12 protein-coding genes are annotated in these 17025 nt (G+C 62.6%); 3 read left to right on the plus strand and 9 right to left on the minus strand.

The window, feature by feature from the left end; genetic code table 11:
* Positions 1–93: 93 nt before the first annotated feature.
* The 4 genes from A4R35_RS23970 to A4R35_RS20715 form a co-directional block, all read right to left on the minus strand.
* A complete protein-coding gene (locus A4R35_RS23970) occupies positions 94–1230 on the minus strand; it encodes a LamG domain-containing protein (protein WP_146747289.1) in 1137 nt (378 codons plus the stop codon).
* A 693-nt stretch (positions 1231–1923) separates the two neighbouring features.
* Complete coding sequence (locus A4R35_RS20705) at positions 1924–2235, minus strand: iron-sulfur cluster assembly protein (protein ID WP_112432780.1); 312 nt, start codon at positions 2233–2235, stop codon at positions 1924–1926.
* A 134-nt stretch (positions 2236–2369) separates the two neighbouring features.
* Positions 2370–3389 (minus strand): ribokinase, encoded by a 1020-nt coding sequence (locus tag A4R35_RS20710; RefSeq protein ID WP_112432783.1) that lies wholly within the window; start codon positions 3387–3389, stop codon positions 2370–2372.
* A gap of 14 nt (positions 3390–3403) precedes the next feature.
* The gene (locus A4R35_RS20715; RefSeq protein WP_112432785.1) at positions 3404–6541 is read right to left on the minus strand and encodes an AAA domain-containing protein; all 3138 of its coding nucleotides are present in this window, start codon (positions 6539–6541) and stop codon (positions 3404–3406) included.
* A 195-nt stretch (positions 6542–6736) separates the two neighbouring features.
* On the opposite strand from A4R35_RS20715, the gene A4R35_RS20720 reads away from it, so the two are divergent.
* Positions 6737–7912 carry a DUF711 family protein gene (locus A4R35_RS20720; protein ID WP_112432787.1) on the plus strand — a complete coding sequence of 392 codons (1176 nt, stop codon included), beginning with the start codon at positions 6737–6739 and terminating at the stop codon, positions 7910–7912.
* A gap of 124 nt (positions 7913–8036) precedes the next feature.
* Here the strand turns inward: A4R35_RS20720 and A4R35_RS20725 are convergent, their stop codons facing one another.
* The 5 genes from A4R35_RS20725 to A4R35_RS20745 form a co-directional block, all read right to left on the minus strand.
* Entirely contained in the window at positions 8037–8642 is a 606-nt protein-coding gene (locus tag A4R35_RS20725) for a GAF domain-containing protein (RefSeq protein WP_112432789.1), read from the minus strand.
* A 428-nt stretch (positions 8643–9070) separates the two neighbouring features.
* Positions 9071–9622: a universal stress protein gene (locus tag A4R35_RS20730; protein ID WP_112432791.1), complete on the minus strand. Its 552-nt coding sequence runs from the start codon at positions 9620–9622 to the stop codon at positions 9071–9073.
* Positions 9623–9982: 360 nt separating this feature from the next.
* The gene (locus A4R35_RS20735) at positions 9983–10291 is read right to left on the minus strand and encodes an ATP-dependent Clp protease adaptor ClpS (RefSeq protein WP_112432793.1); all 309 of its coding nucleotides are present in this window, start codon (positions 10289–10291) and stop codon (positions 9983–9985) included.
* A gap of 263 nt (positions 10292–10554) precedes the next feature.
* Positions 10555–11142: a hypothetical protein gene (locus A4R35_RS20740; protein ID WP_112432795.1), complete on the minus strand. Its 588-nt coding sequence runs from the start codon at positions 11140–11142 to the stop codon at positions 10555–10557.
* A gap of 317 nt (positions 11143–11459) precedes the next feature.
* A complete protein-coding gene (locus A4R35_RS20745; RefSeq protein ID WP_112432797.1) occupies positions 11460–13805 on the minus strand; it encodes a hypothetical protein in 2346 nt (781 codons plus the stop codon).
* A gap of 421 nt (positions 13806–14226) precedes the next feature.
* On the opposite strand from A4R35_RS20745, the gene A4R35_RS20750 reads away from it, so the two are divergent.
* Positions 14227–15099 (plus strand): SAM hydrolase/SAM-dependent halogenase family protein, encoded by an 873-nt coding sequence (locus A4R35_RS20750; RefSeq protein WP_112432799.1) that lies wholly within the window; start codon positions 14227–14229, stop codon positions 15097–15099.
* Positions 15100–15344: 245 nt separating this feature from the next.
* Positions 15345–16763 carry a sensor histidine kinase gene (locus A4R35_RS20755; RefSeq protein WP_112432801.1) on the plus strand — a complete coding sequence of 473 codons (1419 nt, stop codon included), beginning with the start codon at positions 15345–15347 and terminating at the stop codon, positions 16761–16763.
* Positions 16764–17025 lie beyond the last annotated feature (262 nt).

A 17025-nucleotide genomic window follows, 5' to 3' on the forward strand; every position in this document is an offset into this window, starting at 1 on the left:
AACCCGGCCCCAGGCTGCTATCTCTGGCGCTGGTCTGGGGCTGCCCTGTGGCCTGCCCTGCTCCTGGTCCTGCAGCAGGGTAGGCAGAGGCGATTAGCGCGACCAGACCTGGAGCTGAGAAAAGGCGGCGTCGGTCGCATGCCCAAGATCAATGGCGAAGACACCAATCTGCCCGGCGCTAAAGTTCGTATCCTGAGCGCTTCCCACGTATTGCCTATTTATATAGAGAAGTATCGATGATCCACGGGCGATCACTGTCAGCAAGTTGTCCTGGCCAGTTGCTGTATGGATGGCTGGCGTTGGGCCGCCGACCAGGGCATTGGCCTGTGTACCATCGGAGAGCATGAGGCTATAGTTTCCGTCACTGCCGACGAAAAAGAGGTAGCCGGTGCCGCTATCGGCATTCGCGCGGAAGACCAGGCCGCCGCCATCGCCTCGTGCCAGTCGCATGTGGACCTGCAGCGTGAAGTTGGCGAAGTTCGTGGCCAGAGCCAGGCAGGGGATGAAAACATGGTCGCTGGCAACGATCGAATGCAGGCTAGACCCGGAGAAGGAACAGCCCTCGCGCAGGGTGCTGTCCAGTGTCCACTGGTTGCCGTTCTGTCCGGTCAAGGGATCGACCAGGGTGGGTGTCCCCTGGGTAGCCGCTGTATAGGTAGCCTGCTCGGCAGTGGCGGTGGCCGCAGCGACGGCGGTCGCCTGGGCAGCAGCGGTAGCTGTGGCGTGGGCCTGGGCGATGGCGGTCGCTGTAGCATGGGCCTGGGCCTGAGCGGTACTCTGGGTCAGGGCCGTCAAAGCGGCGCTAACCGTAGCCGTGGCCTCTGCGTGCAACTGGGCCGGATGATAAATGCCACCGTAGATGAGCAGGCTAAGCCCCGTCAGAAACAGCAAGAGCATCAAGATGAAGCCGAGCCGCAGCGAGCGCGACAGAACAGAGCGGCCCTTTGTCGAGAACTCGCTGCCCTGAAAATGCGAGGGACGCTGCGGTCCCTGTGGCGTCGGCGTCGCGGCCAGCGAGCCAGGCAAAACGGCGGCACCTGGCTCGTCCCAGCTACCTCCGCTGGCTCTGGGCGCGGCTGGCGCGGTCTCCGAAGAAAAGGATGGCAGACCACCAGCTTGCTCACTCGCCCCAGACTGATCCTGGCCCACCCGTAGCGCTGCTCCGCAGACAGGGCACGTGGTATAATCCGCGGGCACCGCTGCGTAGCAAAACTCACAGTGCCTGACCATGAGATCTCTCAAACCTCCTGCTCTCTCAATTTTCAGCATCCTCGTGCGGCGGGTTGTGCCCTCTGCAACCACGCCCTCAGCTCGCGCGGAAGGCTCCTGATCTGCATTGGGAGAGGCTCTAGCTTCTCTGCTCGCGCGCACTGGGTAGCGCTCTCCGTTCCCTCGACGGATTCTTTCGCTTCAAGCAAGCCGTTTGCGGAAGATCAAGACTGAAGTGCTCTACTCAGCCTCGCACCTTAGCTCTCAGGTCCTGTCGGTGAGCGCCGCGCCAGCTCATCAGGCTCGGACTGCGACGCCTTTGCCCTCCTTCCAGGCCAGGGCTGGCGATGCAGCGTGGGGAGTGGAAGAAGACGCTTGAGATATCTCTTCCAGAGTGGAAGTTGGTGCTCCTCATCCTTTCATAATATGGAGATAAATGTATTGATCGACGGCACTCAGTATAACACACTGCTTTGGCGAAGGGAAGAGTAAAAAGGGAAAAAAATAACACGTGACAGACCGCAGCCGGCGAGCAGCGGGCCAATGTCGCGGCAGAAAGCGGACAGAGGCGGTGAAGCGCCACCGGGGGACAGTCACGTGTCAGGACAAGCCCTGCGGTAGGGATAGGGACGCGGGTCGTCAGCGGCAAGCGGGCGTGGTTACAACAGGCAGACTGGTCCCGCGACCGCCAGGAGCGACTCCGCGCTGGCCAGGCTAGATCAAACCCAGCTCCCACTTCGCATCTTCGCTCATGCGGTCGGGTGTCCAGGGGGGATCAAAGGTCATCTCCACATCGCATGACTTGACATTCTCGACCTGGCTGACGCGCATCTCGACCTCGGACATCACGTCGCCAACCAATGGGCAGCCCAGCGATGTCAGCGTCATCTTAATATGCACATGGCCTGTTTCCTGATTGATATCAATCCCATAGACCAGGCCGAGATCGTAGATATTGACAGGAATCTCTGGATCGTAGCATTCCCGCAGGGCCTCGATCACTTCGGCCTCATTGATCTGGGGCATAGTCTGCTGCTCCTTCCCTGCTGATAGCCCAATATTCCAAGCATCATAGTAGGGATTACTCCACATAAATATAGCGCAAGGCGCCAGCCTTGTCAAAAAAGGCCGACGAGCCAGGGCAGGCCCCGGCCTGGAAGCTAAGCCTGAGATGAGTCTCCAGCCAGGAAGGCCATCACCTCAGCCCGACTCGGCAGCCCAGATTGAGCGCCGAAGCGCGTCACCTTCAGGGCGCTGGCATAGACCGCAAAGCGCAGTGCCTGGGCGGGGGTCTGACCCTCCAGCAGCGCAACCGTCAAAGCGCCCACGAAGCAATCGCCGGCAGCCGTCGTATCGGTCACCTGGACGCGCGGAGCCGGCTCGTAGAGGGAGAGCGGGCCTGCTCCTGGCTGGTCCCCGCGAGTGACCAACAGCGCTCCTGCCGCTCCCAGAGTGACCACTACCGTCGCCACCCCATGCTCATGCAGGCGCAGAGCCAGCGCGCGCGCCTGAGTCAGAACATCCTTCGCTGCTGGCTCCCTGGTCTCAGCGCTGGTCACGGTAGAAGCGGACAGCATTCCCAGGGCTGTTACCAGCGCCTGGGCCTCGTGCTCGTTCACGATCAGCAGCTCGACCTGGCGCAGCAGATCTGGACGTAAGTGCTGTGCCGGAGCGGCGTTCAGCACTACCGGTACAGCCGCCGCCCGGGCTGCCGTGATGAGGTGCTCGACCGTTGCCAGCGGGATCTCCAGCTGTAAGACCAAGGCAGAGGCCTGGGCCAGGGCCTCTTCGATGCGTGTCAGGTGGCCGGCGTCGCGCCCGAGACTGCCATTGGCGCCCGCTGCCACAATGATGGCATTATCCTGCTCTACCAGGAAAATAAAGGCCGTGCCGCTGGCCTCCTCCTCATCAATGGCCACCAGTTCTGTAGAGACGCCCGCCGCCTGCAGAGCGACCAGTAGTTGCTGCCCAAAGGGATCGCGGCCTACTCGACCAGCCATCGTCACGGCTCCCCCTAAACGGGCCATTGCCACCGCCTGGTTGGCGCCTTTTCCCCCAGGCACCAGCTTCAACGAGCCGGCCCCCAGCAGCGTCTCGCCGAGCACCGGCAGGCGCGGTACCTGCACCACCTGGTCCATATTCAGGCTGCCAACCACTAAAATGCGCTTCTGCTCCTCCATCGTTTCGCTCGCTCCTATTCCGTTGAAATAAAGGCCTCCAGCTCGCGGCAGTAGTTCAGAAGATCGCCCAGGATCGGCAGCCCCTCCAGCGCGGCGGCGTGCCCGACCAGGATGAGTTTGCGCTGGGCGCGGGTCAGAGCCACGTTGAGGCGGTGGGCATCGGTCAGAAACTCGTAGAGCAGGCTGCCCGGTGGGGGGGGCTGCGTTGTAGCGAACGAGATAATAATCACCGCGCGCTCGCCGCCCTGGAAGCGATCGACCGTATCGATTGTCAGCGCCGGATGAGGAGCGCCGTACTGTTTCCAGACGAGATGACGGCGGAGATTCGCCACCTGAGCGCGATAGGGCGCGATGATTCCAATCTGTGATGGACCAACCCCGCGCCCAAGCAAAGCCGTCACCAGCTCACGTACCAGGCGGGCCTCGGCCTGACTCACGCGGGCCTCGCTCTCGGGCGTGGTCACGTTGAGGAAGACGACAGGCTGGCCAGGGTGCAGCGCACGCAGAACAGCCGGGCGCTCGCCCAGGCGCGGCGCCGCTGGACCACGTAAGCTGAGCTGACGCCGCGCCACCGTCGGATGGGCGCGCAGCTCTCCCCCATAGAAAGAGCGCGAAGGGAAGGCGGCGATCTGCTCATGCATCCGATACTGAGTTGTCAGGGCCACGCAGGCGCTCTCGCTTCCCGGGTGCGCAGCCCGATATTCCTCATCGCGGCGCTTCAGCAGGCTAAACAGCGACTCGCGCAGTCCTCCCTCCGCCGCCTCACGACTGAGCACCAGCGGCGGCAACTGCTTTTCATCGCCCACCAGAATAAAGCGTCGCGCAAAGCGCAAGGCTCCGAGCAGAGCTGGAACCGTCAACTGGCCGGCCTCATCGATCAGGGCCACATCGAAGCGTAGCAGCGAGCCAGCCCCATCCTCCTGCGCTCCCTCGGGCACATAGCGCTCAGACGACCAGGTAGCTGTGGTTGAGGCCACCACGGGCAGCGTCCGGAGGGCGGCCCGCAGCTCGGCGGTCGCCAGGCCGGGTATCGCTTCCCCTGCGTCCTCCTGAGCTGATAGCGACTCTGCTGACTTCGACGAGAGCGGTGCCAGGTGCTTGAGGAGATGCTCTTGAACGCCCTCGGCCACGCTACGCTCATGGCCCAGGCGCAAGTAATCGTGGAAACCCTCCGCCTCCAGGCGCAGCAACATATTATCGACCGCCTGGTTCGTAAAGGCCGCCAGCAAGACCCGCTCGCCGCGCTGGCAAAGGCGTTTGACAATCTCCGCAATGACCGCCGTCTTTCCTGTGCCTGGTGGACCGTGGATCAGCAGATAATCCTGCATCTGGAGCGCGCGCTCTACCGCCAGATTCTGCTCGCGATTGAAGTCCCCTCGTGGAACCACCGGCTCGCGACTGAAGCGCGGACGGCGCAGGCCGTAGACCAGCTCGCGCAGGCGCGGCTCCACGTGCAGCCAGCGCCAGAGATTCTGCAGCGTGCGCAGATGGACCACATCCGTGGCGTGGCGCTCGATCAAGGTCGGATGGGCGATCAGCTCAGGAGTCCAGACAGTCACCTCGCGTGCGCCGATCTCCAGGATGGTCCCTGTGACCACCTCACCATCCAGGGGATGGCCGTCACAGAGCAGGATCTCATCGCCGCTGCGCAGCTCCGAGCGGTTCTCGCAGCGGAAGCGCTGCACCCACTCGCCTTGCTCAGTGGGCTGTGGTGGCTCCAGAGGGGTCAGCCCGGCGATGGCCATCCCGCGCGCCACGTGCTCAGCGACCGGTGCCTGCCAGAGCAGGGCCTGTTCCTGCTCACTGGTCCGTCCCTCGACCTGGAGCAAGTGATAGTAGCGGGCAAAGAAAGCTCGATCGCTCTCCATGAGCGAGGTGGCCAGCGGTGGCGGCTCAGGCGTGCCTGAGTCAGTCGTTGACCCTTCCGTGGCAGCGAGCGCAGGCGGCTCCCAGGCCAGCAGCCAGGAGACGAGGCGGCACTCCTCCAACAGCGCACACTTTCTGCAGCGCGCCGGCCCTGGTGGAGCGCATGGCTCCCCAGTGACGTGGCTGAGCGCCAGCAGATTGCGCTGCTCATTCACCTGCTGCAGCTCGCGGACTGAGAAGGGAATTCCAAAAGCCTGGGCCTCGCCGGGGGTGCCGCTATAGAGCAGGGTCGCCAGCGCCTTCTGCGTGCGAGCCTGGCGGCGGACAGTCAAGAGCGCGTGATAGCCGTGCACCTGCCAGCGATGATTGCGGCGCGGCAGCGGCCCCGAGGCGCCGCCCGTCTTCAGTTCCAGCAAGCGCCGCCGCTCTCCCTGCTGCCAGAGCAGATCTAAACGTCCCTTCAGGCCAAGCTCTGGCGCCAGCAAAAACGTTTCGGCGCGCACCAAATGATCGCTGCCCTCCTTGCTGCCCGCGGTGCCCTCCGTCGGCAAAGGGACATCCCAAAGCGTACTGCGCTGCTGCTCGAACCAGTTCGCCAGGCTCTCCAAATGGGGTGCCACCTCTGCCTCCAACTGCTCTGCCCCGATATTCAAGAGCGCCAGCTCAAGGCGGTTGCGCTCCAAAGCCTGGCGCAATTGCTGACGTAGCAGCGCCAGAGCCTGACCTCGTTCCTCCGTCAGCGCGCCGCGGTCATGGGCCTTCAACAGCTCCTTAAAGCAAGCATGGACCAGTGTCCCGCGCAGCGTTTCCAGTGTTGCCTCGCTGGGGAGCAGGCGCTGAAGCAGATACTGGCGAGGACAGTATTCGGCATAAAGCAGGTCCGTAATATTGAGCAGTGTGTCTGGCTCGATCACAACCAGCGTCCAGGGATCAGCGCGGTAGGAGAGCAGAGGGCGCCCATGCTGCTCGATGCGCTGGGCCGGCTTAGGCAGGTGATAGACGCGCAGCCGCAACCCGCGCACGCTGCGCCCGCGGGCCCGCAGCTCCTGCACCAGGCGCCGATAGTCGCGGGTCAACAGGAGGGAGACAAGTCCCTCAGCACTTTTTAAGAGCAGACCGGGAAGACGTTCACCGGAGCGCTCGCCTGCCGCGGAGCCGACTGCTTGTTCCCAGGCGGCGAGGAGGAAGCCCTCAAGGCGAGGAACAGCGCAGGGACGAGTCGATGAAGCAAGCGAGCACAAAAAGCAGGAGCCAGCCTGCTGCGCGGTCTCTGAAGTCGTAGACATAGCGCCTGGCTGTTACCTCTCTCCCTGGAAGCTTGCCGTCGGAGGCGACGTGGCCCCTTGTACGCGGCCCGGTGGCCCTCCCTCTGCTAGCTCATGGCCTGACGCGGGCTGACGTGCTGGCGGCCTGCATCCAAATAGCGTATCCTGGAGATATTGTATACGGATAGCAACGAGGGAGGAAAGGAGTCAGCAACAATGGTCCCCATTCGCACCATCACCCTGGGCGTAGCCGAGCCGCATCCGCTGACAGCTGCGATTGTCCGGCGCCTGGCCCAGCAGCTGCGGGCCATTGCCGTCCGTCTGCAAGAGGTAGGCTATGAAGTGCAGACACTGCGTCTTGCCACCCGTCCTCTGCTCAGCGACCTGGCCACCTGGCCGGCCCGGGAGATCGAGCGCTACGGGCGCGAGCTACAGGAGATGCTGACCGAAGTCGAAATTGCCTTCTGCTCGCTTGGTCCAGCTCTCGTCGCCCAGCCAACCTTTCCGCTTGAGCGTCTGGCCCTGCTCGCCGATCTGCTCATCGCGGGTCCGGCACTCAGTGCCAGTGCCCTGCTGGCCAGCAGCGCGCAGGGTTTGCGCCAGGAAGCGGCCCCTGCCATAGCCCGCCTCATGCTCCGTCTAGCCCGAGAGACCCCTGAAGGCGATGGCAACTTTCGCTTTGCCATGCTTGCCTGTGTCGAGCCGGGCTGTCCCTTCTTTCCTGCCGCCTACCATCGTGGTCCGGCCAGCCTCGGCCTCGGTCTCCAGAGTGTGTCTCTCCTCGGCCAGGCCCTCAGCGCTGCTGCGGCAGAGGGGGGCCGTCCTCTGGCCCCGGAAGCCATCAGCGCCATCGTTCGTCGCACGCTCGAAGAGCAACTGGGGCCGCTGGCTGACCTGGCGCGTGCCCTCAGCGACGAGCACCAGCTTCACTACCACGGCCTCGACCTCTCGCCTGCCCCCCTCGGGGAAGAGAGCATCGTACCCGCCCTCGAAGCCTGTGGCTATGGCCTCATCGGTGATCCGGGCACCCTGACCGTCGCTGCCGCCATTACCCGCGGCCTCCAAAGCACTACGCTGCCCACCTGCGGCTACTGTGGCCTCATGCTGCCCGTCTTAGAGGACGCCCTCTTGGGGAGACGTTGGGAAGAGGGGCGCCTGCACGTCCATCAGCTGCTGCTCTACTCCGCCGTCTGCGGCACAGGACTGGACACCATTCCTCTGCCGGGTGACAGCTCCGAGCAGACCATTGCGGGCCTCCTCCTCGACGTGGCCGCCCTGGCCATGCGTCTGCGCAAGCCACTGGCGGCGCGGCTCTTCCCTGTACCTGGCAGACGAGCAGGAGAACGCACAACCTTCACCTCACCCTATCTCACCAACACGCTCATTCGGTGAAGCGAAGGAAAGTCAGCCTGACAAAAGCCAGGTCAAGCCAGGATAGAGTAGAGGTAAGCGAGAAGCAAGAGACGAGCAGGCGCAAAGTTGAGAATGGGGCAGAGGTGGGTGCCACCGTGCCGGCTTACGCCTGGCGACTGAGGCTGCTCCCCCAGAGAGCATCCATCACGCCATCGTAAGAACTCTTCAGATTCTCGTACAGTCTGGCGTTCTCAATGGCGAGGGCGGCCAGACTGGCGAGAACGGTCAGGAACTGCACATCATCCTCGTGGAAGGTTGTCGGTTCGGCAGTATAGACACGCAAGACGCCGATGACCTCGCCGCGCACCTCCAGCGGTACACAGAGCAGCGAGACCAGGCCCTCGCGTCGCGCGGCCTCCTGATACTGAAAACGGGAGTCGACGCGCACATCGGGGATGAAGACCGGCTGGCCACTTTGCAGCACTTCATGATCGATAGGGCTGTGAGAGACATCGACCGGGCCTTTGCCGAGATAGTCGCTGCTCAGCCCATAGGAGGCGCTGATCTCAAGCTGGCCTGTGCGCTTGTTAAACAGACGCAGCACACAGGCTTTCACCTGCATCGCCTCGGCGATGCTTTTGGCCACGCTGTGGAGCACCTCATCCAACTCAAGGCTGGAAGAGAAGGTCAGCGCGGCCTGATGAAGGGCGGTATAGTAGTCCTTATGGGAGCGTGGCGGTGGCCCTGCATTCTGTGGACTGGTCGTCATGGCGAGACTCCTCCCAGGATTGAGCTAGTGATAGCCGGTTGAGTCAATAAAAAGAAGAATCCTGCTCACCCTAATTATAGCATATCAGCATGCTGACTGTGATGAGCAAAAGGCCGGCCACTGCAGGCAAGCGAGCAGGCAGGAAAAGAGAAAAAACAACCTGCACCGACCGCAAGCGCTCACCATGTGTGAAGGACGAAGGCACCCACAGGGCCGGGCGGCGCAACGCAGTGGCGGGAGAAGCAAAGCCCCCGGCGGCGGCGCAGGTCTCACGCGCCGGGACGAAGGCCTCTCACGGCTCGACCAGACTGAGCAGAGCCTGGCGTGTAGCGTGCAGCGTGTAGCGTGCGCCTCACCCGTATTCGGCGTATTTTGAAGCAGTCATAGGCGGCTAGCGTAATGCATGCAGTATAGATACGAATCTATCGTTATGCCTTTGAGACGCTGACATCGCTATTGCTTGTTGTGGCGGTCGCGGGCGTACTGGCGGCAGCCGTGCCATTGGGGTCCTGGATTACCCAGACCCGGCAGGGGGCATTGAGCAGCACGTATGGGATCGTCTTACCCAGATTATTCTGGGAGCGGTGGCTACGCACCAATCCTAGCATAATCAGAGCGCAGCCGTGATCGCGGGCCTCGTCCACAATCGCCGGGCCGGCATCGCGGGCCTGGACGATCTCGGCGACAGCGTCGCAGCCGGCCTCTTCGGCAATGGCAATGGCCTCGGAGAGCAGCTTATTGGCGGCATTTGACTTCTCTGTGAGGACAGCCTTGAGGGGGAGGGTACGAGGAACTTCAATAATGTGGACCAGGTGAACCTTGCGTTTGGCGCGCTTGGCCATCAGGCAAGCCAGCCTGACCAGTTCCGTATCCAGTTTCTTCCCCTCGACAATAACCGCGATATCGCCGGTGGCTCCGACCCCGGGCGCCTTGGTGGTCTCGGCCTCCTCCTTCGTTCTTGAGCGCCATAGGTGAACCATAGTGTCTCCCCTCTTCTCGATCTCGAATCTGACAAAACAGCATCATCTTCGTTCGGATCTCATGCAGGCTCTGCGCCTTGCACCTCTGCATACGCATGAAAGAGCCTGCTCTTTGCATCCCTGCAGACCCTTCTACAGATTCTAAGTGGAAGAGACTGGCAGCGTCAATGGTAGTGAGCGCTGCCCAGAAAGCCTGCTGCCAGTCCTTGCTCTGTGGTATTCAACAGCGATCATGATCAGCCAACGAACGAACGAACGAACAAACGAACAAACCACCAGTCGGCCAGCCCGGTCAGCCAGTAAGCAAGCGAGTTGGGTCAGGAAGCTTCCCGCTATGGGGGCCTGGGACCCAGCCAGAGGCTAATCCGGTTCGATCGTCGCCGTCAGACCGTAGCTGAGCAGGCGCTCCTGGTAATACTCGGCCATCTCCTTGGGACAGACTACAACCACGGCACTCCCTGTCACATGGGCTGTCAGCATGATGCGCTCGGCCTCCGGCAGCGTCAGGCTATTGACAGCGTGCAGCAGGGCAGCGACCACATAATCCATCGTATTCTCATCATCGTTGAAGAGAATGACCTTATACGGTGGAAAGAGCGCGTCGCGCAGGCGCGCGAGCTTCTCCAGATCAACCTGCAGTCTCGCTGGTGGCACAGTGTTCCCCTTCATACGCTCTTTCTCCCGCCTGAGCGACCTCTGGGCTTCTGCCAGGGCCGCCGGCGCTTGCCGATACTTTGCTGTAAATCTATTCTAATTCTAATCGAGAAACCAAGATATTACCAGTGTTTGCCCAGCAGAGTGGTAAGACCCTCACCTGCCTCATTATTGCTATGACGTTGTTCGATAAGCAGACTACAGCGAGCGCTGCGCCATTGCTAGCAAGCGAAAAAAAGCGGGAGCAGAGCGCTCCATTGCGCCCGGCTCGCCGCTTCTCACTCCCGGCGGCCCACACTCCGATCGATGCGGCCTCCGTTATTGAGCAAGATCGCCCGCGCACGGGACTTGCGGCTGATGTTCTCTGGATCGAGCAAACGCAGAGCAATCACCGTCCGAGCCTCGCGTGTAGGAGCTGATGCTTGAGGGAGGCGCGACAGATCCTGCCCGATAGCGCCGCGCACCCGGCTTCCACGGACAAAGGCTACCACCACGCCGCAGACCAGGCCCACTACCACCCCGATCAGCGTAATCGGCCCGTGCTCAGAAGCGGGAAAAGCGAAGCCCAGCGCAAAGGCCAGCAAGCCCACCACCAGGCCCGCCACCAGTGCCAGCACCAGCAGCAGGGCCGGCGAGGGGCCGCTGCGTGTCGTCTGCAAGAAGAAAGTGCTGCGATCCTGGCGTGGGCCGTGATCGCGGAACTCCCCTCCTTTGACTGCCCCGGCGCTCAGACGATAGATCTCCTCATCCTTGAAACCCTCACGGCGTAGCTTCCCCTCTGCCGCACTTGCTTTCTCCTCATCGCTAAACACAGCGAGGAGATCGTAGTCGGCAAACTGTTGCTGTTGTTGCTGTTGTTGTGGCATGAGAATGGCTCCTGCTAAGGGTGAAAATGCGCTCTCTTAGCACCAGACATTATAGCCAATCTGCGTGCCGGGAGGTAGCAAGGCGAGCGACCGCCTCTCCATCTCTTCTCTGCTTACCCGCTGTGGAGAGAGCGCGCGCGACCAGGACCAGGCAGAAGGGTCAGGAGGGATCAGCTCAGACGGACGGGCAGATATAAATAATAAGGAAGGCCCGCGGTGGCGGGCCAGACCTCTTCCTGTTTTGTTTTGGGCACTTGTTGGTTGAGCAGATCAGCCTCACGCCTCCTGGATGGAACCGGCCAGGAGCAGGGAGAAGCTCAGGACGACCAGCTGGCGCGCACCTCGCGCAGCTGCTCTGGAGTCAGGATGCGGAACAGGATGAGTAAATTCTCAAGATCGTATTCCAGACCCATCGAATGCAGCTCCTGGCGGATGCGGCCTAGCGAGCGGATCTGTGCCGTATTGAGCAGGCCATAGCTCACCAGGCTAGCCGCTAGCAGCTGATCGGGGGTCAGCAACTTGAACATGAGTAAAATCTCCCCCAACTGATAATTGAGATCGACCCCTCGGAGCATGCGTTGAACGTTCTGCGCTACCTCCAGGCGCTCGGGTGGTACCAGATGGCCTTCCAGTAGGACGCTGCCGAGCGAGCGCGTGGCCCGCCCATTGAGAACCGGCGGCGACTGCTGCTGTTGCCGCTGCGGTGGTGGCTCCATTGGCGGCAGGCTTTGCACAATATCAAGCAAGGTCGTATCGGACGTGATCGACTCGCGCTCAAGCGCGGGACGGCGCGCTGGCTCGACCGGAGCCGCCTCAGCATGGATCATCTCCTTCTTCGTCTCCTCATCAGCCGTGGCAGCCAGGTCGTCGCCGGGCAGGGGCTGGCCGGAGGCCGTGTGCACCTCCCGTTCGACTCGCTCCACGGCGCCAGTGCTGCTCATCTGGCCAGCAGGGAGGTGCTCAGCTCGATCTGCGTTGGCGCCGTTGTAGACCGGACGCCGTTCGACCGCTGGCTGCTCAGCGGTGTAAGCTCGCGGCTGGGCAGTAGGAGTTGCCGGCTGGCTCGTGGCCGGGGCTGGGGCCGGGGCAGGAGCTGAGGAGGGAGCGGCCATGCGCAGCGACGACAGCTCGCCGATGGTCGGACTCGCGCTCGCCAGGGCCTGCAAATGGCTGCGAGCCGTGGCATGCGACTCCGTGCGCGAGGGACGATAATCAGGCTCCTGGTCCGATTGCAGTCCCTGGATGGGGGCCACTCGCAGCGAGGCTGTGCTCAGCGGCGAAGGAGGGGCCGAAGCTGCTGACGCCGGAGCCGTCGCTCCACCAGGAGAGACTGGTGCCTCGCCTGGCTCTGGCCCGCGCTCCCCGGGCGCAGAAGCCGCGGTGCGCTCGCGCAGCAGGCGCGTCAGCTGAGCCAGGCTCGACTCGCCTTTCTCCTCGGGCGGCGCGTACTGCGTATAGGCCTGGCTGGGTTGATAGGGACTCTCCTGCAAGAGTGGCTGAGGCTGATAAGCTGGCATGGGCTGTGAAGCCTGTGGCGCCGAGGCAAAAGGCGAGGGACTGGCCTGAGTCATAGCGGACATTGGTGGCATCTGCGACGGCCCCTCCTGGGGAGTAAGCCCCGCCTGCGGTTGAGGCAACGGCCCCGAAGTCTGCGCGCGCGGCACCTGATAGAAAGCCTCCACCGGTCCCTGGATGAATGGCTCCAGCGGCTGAGATCGCTGCTGGGCGTAGAACTCCAGCGGCGCCGACTGGGCTGCCGCAGTATAGTATGCCTGGTTGGGCGAAGGCGCGGCGTGTGAGGCAGGCGAGAACTGGCCAGCCTGGTTCAGCGGCGGCTGGCGGCTGCCTGCATTGGCTACCGGCGAGACAGCAGGTATATGAGCTGAGGAGGGGGAGGCGGAGGTCACGAACCCCTCGGGACTCTGAAAGCTGCCTGCTCCGAAGGCTGCCCCCCAGGCAGCTTCCTGCGCAGATGCAGGGGCCGGCCCGGCAGCAGGGGCCGGCGAGAAGCTGCGACTGCCCGGGTAGATTACCGCGCGGATCTTGTCGGTGAAGGTCGGCGCCGGGGGAGCGGAAGGGGCAGACTGCACACTGGCCGTATAGGCCGACGGCGCCGGCGATGACTGCCGCTGAAGCTCGCTGATCTGGCTCTGGCCCGGTGAAAAGACTGCCGGGTGAGGCAGCGTCTGCTGCAGACTTGTCAGGGTAGGAGAGGGCGACGCCTGCGTTGGCACATCGGCCAGACGCACCTGGGGATGCGAGGCCGTGGTTGGCAACGGCACCTGAGCCCGGACAGCCTCGACCAGGCGCATGATGCCGAGCATACCATCGACCTCCACATCGACAGTCTGCCGATGCTCCTCGGGATCATACGGGCCGTAGCCGGCCAGGTTGGTGCAGCGATAGGTCAGCACCAGCACACCGCGCCCACGACGCTGAGCGTCTAGTGCCACCCAGAACTCACGGCGCCCTGCCGCCGCCTGGGCCAGGTTGACCAAGACCAGCCGCACCTGATGGCGTGCAATCGCGTCAAAGACTTCCACTGCCGTGCGAGCTATATGGCACTCATAGCCTGCCAGCTGCAGCTCGCTACTGAGCAAGGCGGCAAGTTGCTGATCGCGTTCAAAAATAAGGATATGCGAGCCACCGGTACTGACGTTCATCGGCTCATGCAGAGCGCATCCCCCTGACTGCAGAGGTGGGGAAGAAGCGCCGCCTCCTTTTCCATCGAGTTTCGACTGTCTGTAGTGATCGTGTGCGAATGAATCAAATAGGGAATGTTTCACTGCAAAGCTGCGTTTTGGCCGGGAATACCCAGACCACCCGCTCGTAGCGCAGAGAGAACAGGCTCAAGAAAAGCTGAAATTGCCTGGACTATTCTTCTATTCTACCTGTATTCTCGTCAGGACCGCTCTATATCGTGGCTAGTATAGCATACAATGGCTAAGGAAGGGTAGCCGCCAGTACCATTGAGCGATTCTGCGGCCCTGCCCTCTTGACAGCGCACCGGTGAATGACTACACAGAAAGGAGAAAACGCCCGGCCTTCACTGCAAAGCCGAGCGAAGTGAAGAGAGAAGCTATTATGGTGCAAAAAGAAGAACAGCCTCGAGCGGCCAGCGCCAGTGGTCAGGCTGCCGTTCGTCCATCTATTCCGGTGATTGCCCTCATGACCGACTTTGGCCTGCGCGATGGCTTTGTGGGCATCATGAAGGGGGTCATCGCCGGCATCGTGCCACAGGCCCAGCTGATTGACATCAGCCATGAGATCGCGGCCCAGAACGTCGCTGCTGGAGCCTGGTTACTGTCAACGGCCTATCGCTATTTCCCGGCGGGCAGCGTTTTTCTCTGTGTCGTCGATCCAGGGGTTGGCAGCCAGCGGCGGGCCATTGCGCTGGAGGCCGGCGACTGGTTCTTTGTCGGACCGGACAATGGTCTCTTCAGCTATGTGCTGGCCGAGCAGCCGCTGCGCCAGGTTGTGGCCCTGGAAAATCCGGCCTATCGTCTGCCAGCAGTTAGCACGACCTTCCACGGGCGGGACATCTTTGCACCGGCGGCGGCCCATCTGGCGCGTGGGGTTCCGCTGTCTGACTTCGGCCCCACGCTCGATCCTGACTCGTTGCAGCGCCTCGATCTCAGCCTGCCGCGGCGTGAGGGAGGGCGCATCGAGGCCAGAGTCATCTATATTGACCACTTTGGCAACCTGGTGACGAGCATTCCCCTGGCCCTGGTGCCCGATCTCTTCACAGCCCCCAGTGTGCGCCTGCTCATACCCGGGCGTCACTTGACCATTGAGCGTCGGCAGCCCTTCTTTGCCGGTGAAGCCGGCGAGGGCGAACCCTTTGTCTACAGCGACAGCGCCGGCTATGTTGGGGTAGCCATTCGCAATGGCAGCGCTGCCGCCACGCTGGGCATCGCCGTCGGGGAGGCCGTGACTTTAGTCATAGAGGAAGCCTAGTTCTTTCGGCACTGGCGCCTGTCGGAGCCAGCGGCTATACTGGTCGATGTAGACAGAGACCGAAAGTACGACCAGAGAACACGAGGCGGCCCATCCCATCGACGGGCGGTTTGTCATCCTGGCTGCACCATCAGGATGGGTCGACCTCCCTTCTGTCCAGCGAGCCGGTGCGATGAGTCGACAGCCGCCGTTGCCTCGTGTGACCCTCGCTCAGAAGGCTCTGGAGGGGAGGGCAGCCGGACACTATGACCACCACGAGCAAGAACGCGCGCCACATGGTGGCTGCCAGTGAAGCTCAGCAGCGATTCTACCGTCGCTTGCGCCTGTTTGGTCTGCAATGGTTCCTCTTTTACATCGCCTCCCTGGTGATTGCTGACTATGTGGTGCTGAACGCTTCTCCCAGTTACTTTCATGACTGGCGGGCCATAACCATCATCCTGCTCTCGTTGCTCTTGCTCCTCATACAGGGTTTCCATTTCGGGCGTATGTGGCTCCTGCGGGAGCGGCGCTGGCCCCCGGCGCGTCCCTATGCTCTGATCCTCTGGGCCTGCTGCTATCTCATCTGTCTGGTGCTGGCCTGCATCAACCGCGGCCTGGCCTGGAACTACTGGCTCGTCTTTGGTCTCTGCTTCGCCATCTTTGAGCTGCCTTTCCTCACCTGGCCGCTGCTCTGCTCACTCCTGACCTTCCTGCTGCTCAGCGGGATTCTCCACTGGCCGCTGGAGCTGAATGATCTGGGTGTGCTGGGAGGACTGCTGCTCACGCTCAGCTCGGCGATTATCTCGGCCTTTACTATTGCCCGCCTCTTCAGCGAACAGGAACGCAATGCGCGCCTTTTACAGGAATTGGCCCAGGCCCATAGTGAGCTGGAGGAGGCCCATCGGCGTCTGGCGCTCTCGGCGGCTCAGGAACAGGAGCTGGCCGTTCTGCGCGAGCGCACGCGCCTGGCGCGCGAAATGCATGATACTCTCGGTCATGCCCTCACCCTGGTCAGCGTCAAGCTAGAGGTACTGCGTCGCCTTGTCGGTCGGGACCCGGAGCGCTGTGAGCGGGAGATTGTCGAGACGCTGCAGGTCACGCGCGAGGCCATGAGCGGGCTGCGGGCCTCCATTGCAAATCTGCGCTCGCCTGTGCTGCTGCAAGGCTCCCTGCGGCAAGCGATTACCTCCATTGCCCAGCGCCTGGCCGTTCGCTGCGGCTGGAGGCTGGAGCTAGACCTTCCCCCCGAGTTGGAGCATCTGCCCGGTGACCGGCAAGAGAACCTGTTCAAAATCATTGAGGCCCTGCTCAAAATCATTCAAGAGGCCCTCACCAACATCGAGAAGCATGCCCAGGCCACGCAGGTCTTGCTGCGATTGGGCACAGAAGCTGGCCGGCTCCAGCTCACCATTGCCGACAACGGCGTTGGCCTGCCGCTGGAGGTGCAGGCCCAGCTCGCGGCCAGCAGCCGGGACGAGGCACCCGTTGCCAGCGGCGGCCTTTTCGCGCCGCGCGCGGACGCCGGTTCGGGGCCGGGCCATTACGGTCTGATCGGCATGCGCGAGCGCGTGCGCGAGCTAGGAGGCGAGCTTCGTCTCTGTCGGCCCGCCGGCGGAGGCTGTCAGCTTGACCTCAGTATCCCTCTCATCGAAGCCCCACGCGATGTCATGCGCGATCCCTCCTGAGAGGAGAACGGGCGTCCAGGTAAGTAACCAGCCTGACCTCCCGACGGCAGCGTGCTCCGGTGGTGCTGGGAGTGACCTGGGCTGGCCTCTGGGACGGCGGAGAGCGTGCAACCTGTCTCTATTGCCTCGCCCTGTGCCGCGCGCAGGCCACTGTGGCTAGCCAGCGCCGTGCTTCCTTCTATCTCTCCGACCAGGAGGCCTTACCACTTTCTCCTTCGACAAAAAGAAAGGATCTACGCGGACCAGCTCAGAGGGGGGAGGG

Origin of the sequence: Thermogemmatispora tikiterensis, assembly GCF_003268475.1 — a bacterium.
Taxonomy (GTDB): Bacteria; Chloroflexota; Ktedonobacteria; order Ktedonobacterales; family Ktedonobacteraceae; genus Thermogemmatispora; species Thermogemmatispora tikiterensis.

Coding starts and splice junctions, on each gene's coding strand:
- A4R35_RS23970 (WP_146747289.1), bottom strand. CDS start 1,230: ATGGTCAGGCACTGTGAGTTTTGCTACGCAGCGGTGCCCGCGGATTAT.
- A4R35_RS20705 (WP_112432780.1), bottom strand. CDS start 2,235: ATGCCCCAGATCAATGAGGCCGAAGTGATCGAGGCCCTGCGGGAATGC.
- A4R35_RS20710 (WP_112432783.1), bottom strand. CDS start 3,389: ATGGAGGAGCAGAAGCGCATTTTAGTGGTTGGCAGCCTGAATATGGAC.
- A4R35_RS20715 (WP_112432785.1), bottom strand. CDS start 6,541: ATGTCTACGACTTCAGAGACCGCGCAGCAGGCTGGCTCCTGCTTTTTG.
- A4R35_RS20720 (WP_112432787.1), top strand. CDS start 6,737: ATGGTCCCCATTCGCACCATCACCCTGGGCGTAGCCGAGCCGCATCCG.
- A4R35_RS20725 (WP_112432789.1), bottom strand. CDS start 8,642: ATGACGACCAGTCCACAGAATGCAGGGCCACCGCCACGCTCCCATAAG.
- A4R35_RS20730 (WP_112432791.1), bottom strand. CDS start 9,622: ATGGTTCACCTATGGCGCTCAAGAACGAAGGAGGAGGCCGAGACCACC.
- A4R35_RS20735 (WP_112432793.1), bottom strand. CDS start 10,291: ATGAAGGGGAACACTGTGCCACCAGCGAGACTGCAGGTTGATCTGGAG.
- A4R35_RS20740 (WP_112432795.1), bottom strand. CDS start 11,142: ATGCCACAACAACAGCAACAACAGCAACAGTTTGCCGACTACGATCTC.
- A4R35_RS20745 (WP_112432797.1), bottom strand. CDS start 13,805: ATGAACGTCAGTACCGGTGGCTCGCATATCCTTATTTTTGAACGCGAT.
- A4R35_RS20750 (WP_112432799.1), top strand. CDS start 14,227: ATGGTGCAAAAAGAAGAACAGCCTCGAGCGGCCAGCGCCAGTGGTCAG.
- A4R35_RS20755 (WP_112432801.1), top strand. CDS start 15,345: ATGACCACCACGAGCAAGAACGCGCGCCACATGGTGGCTGCCAGTGAA.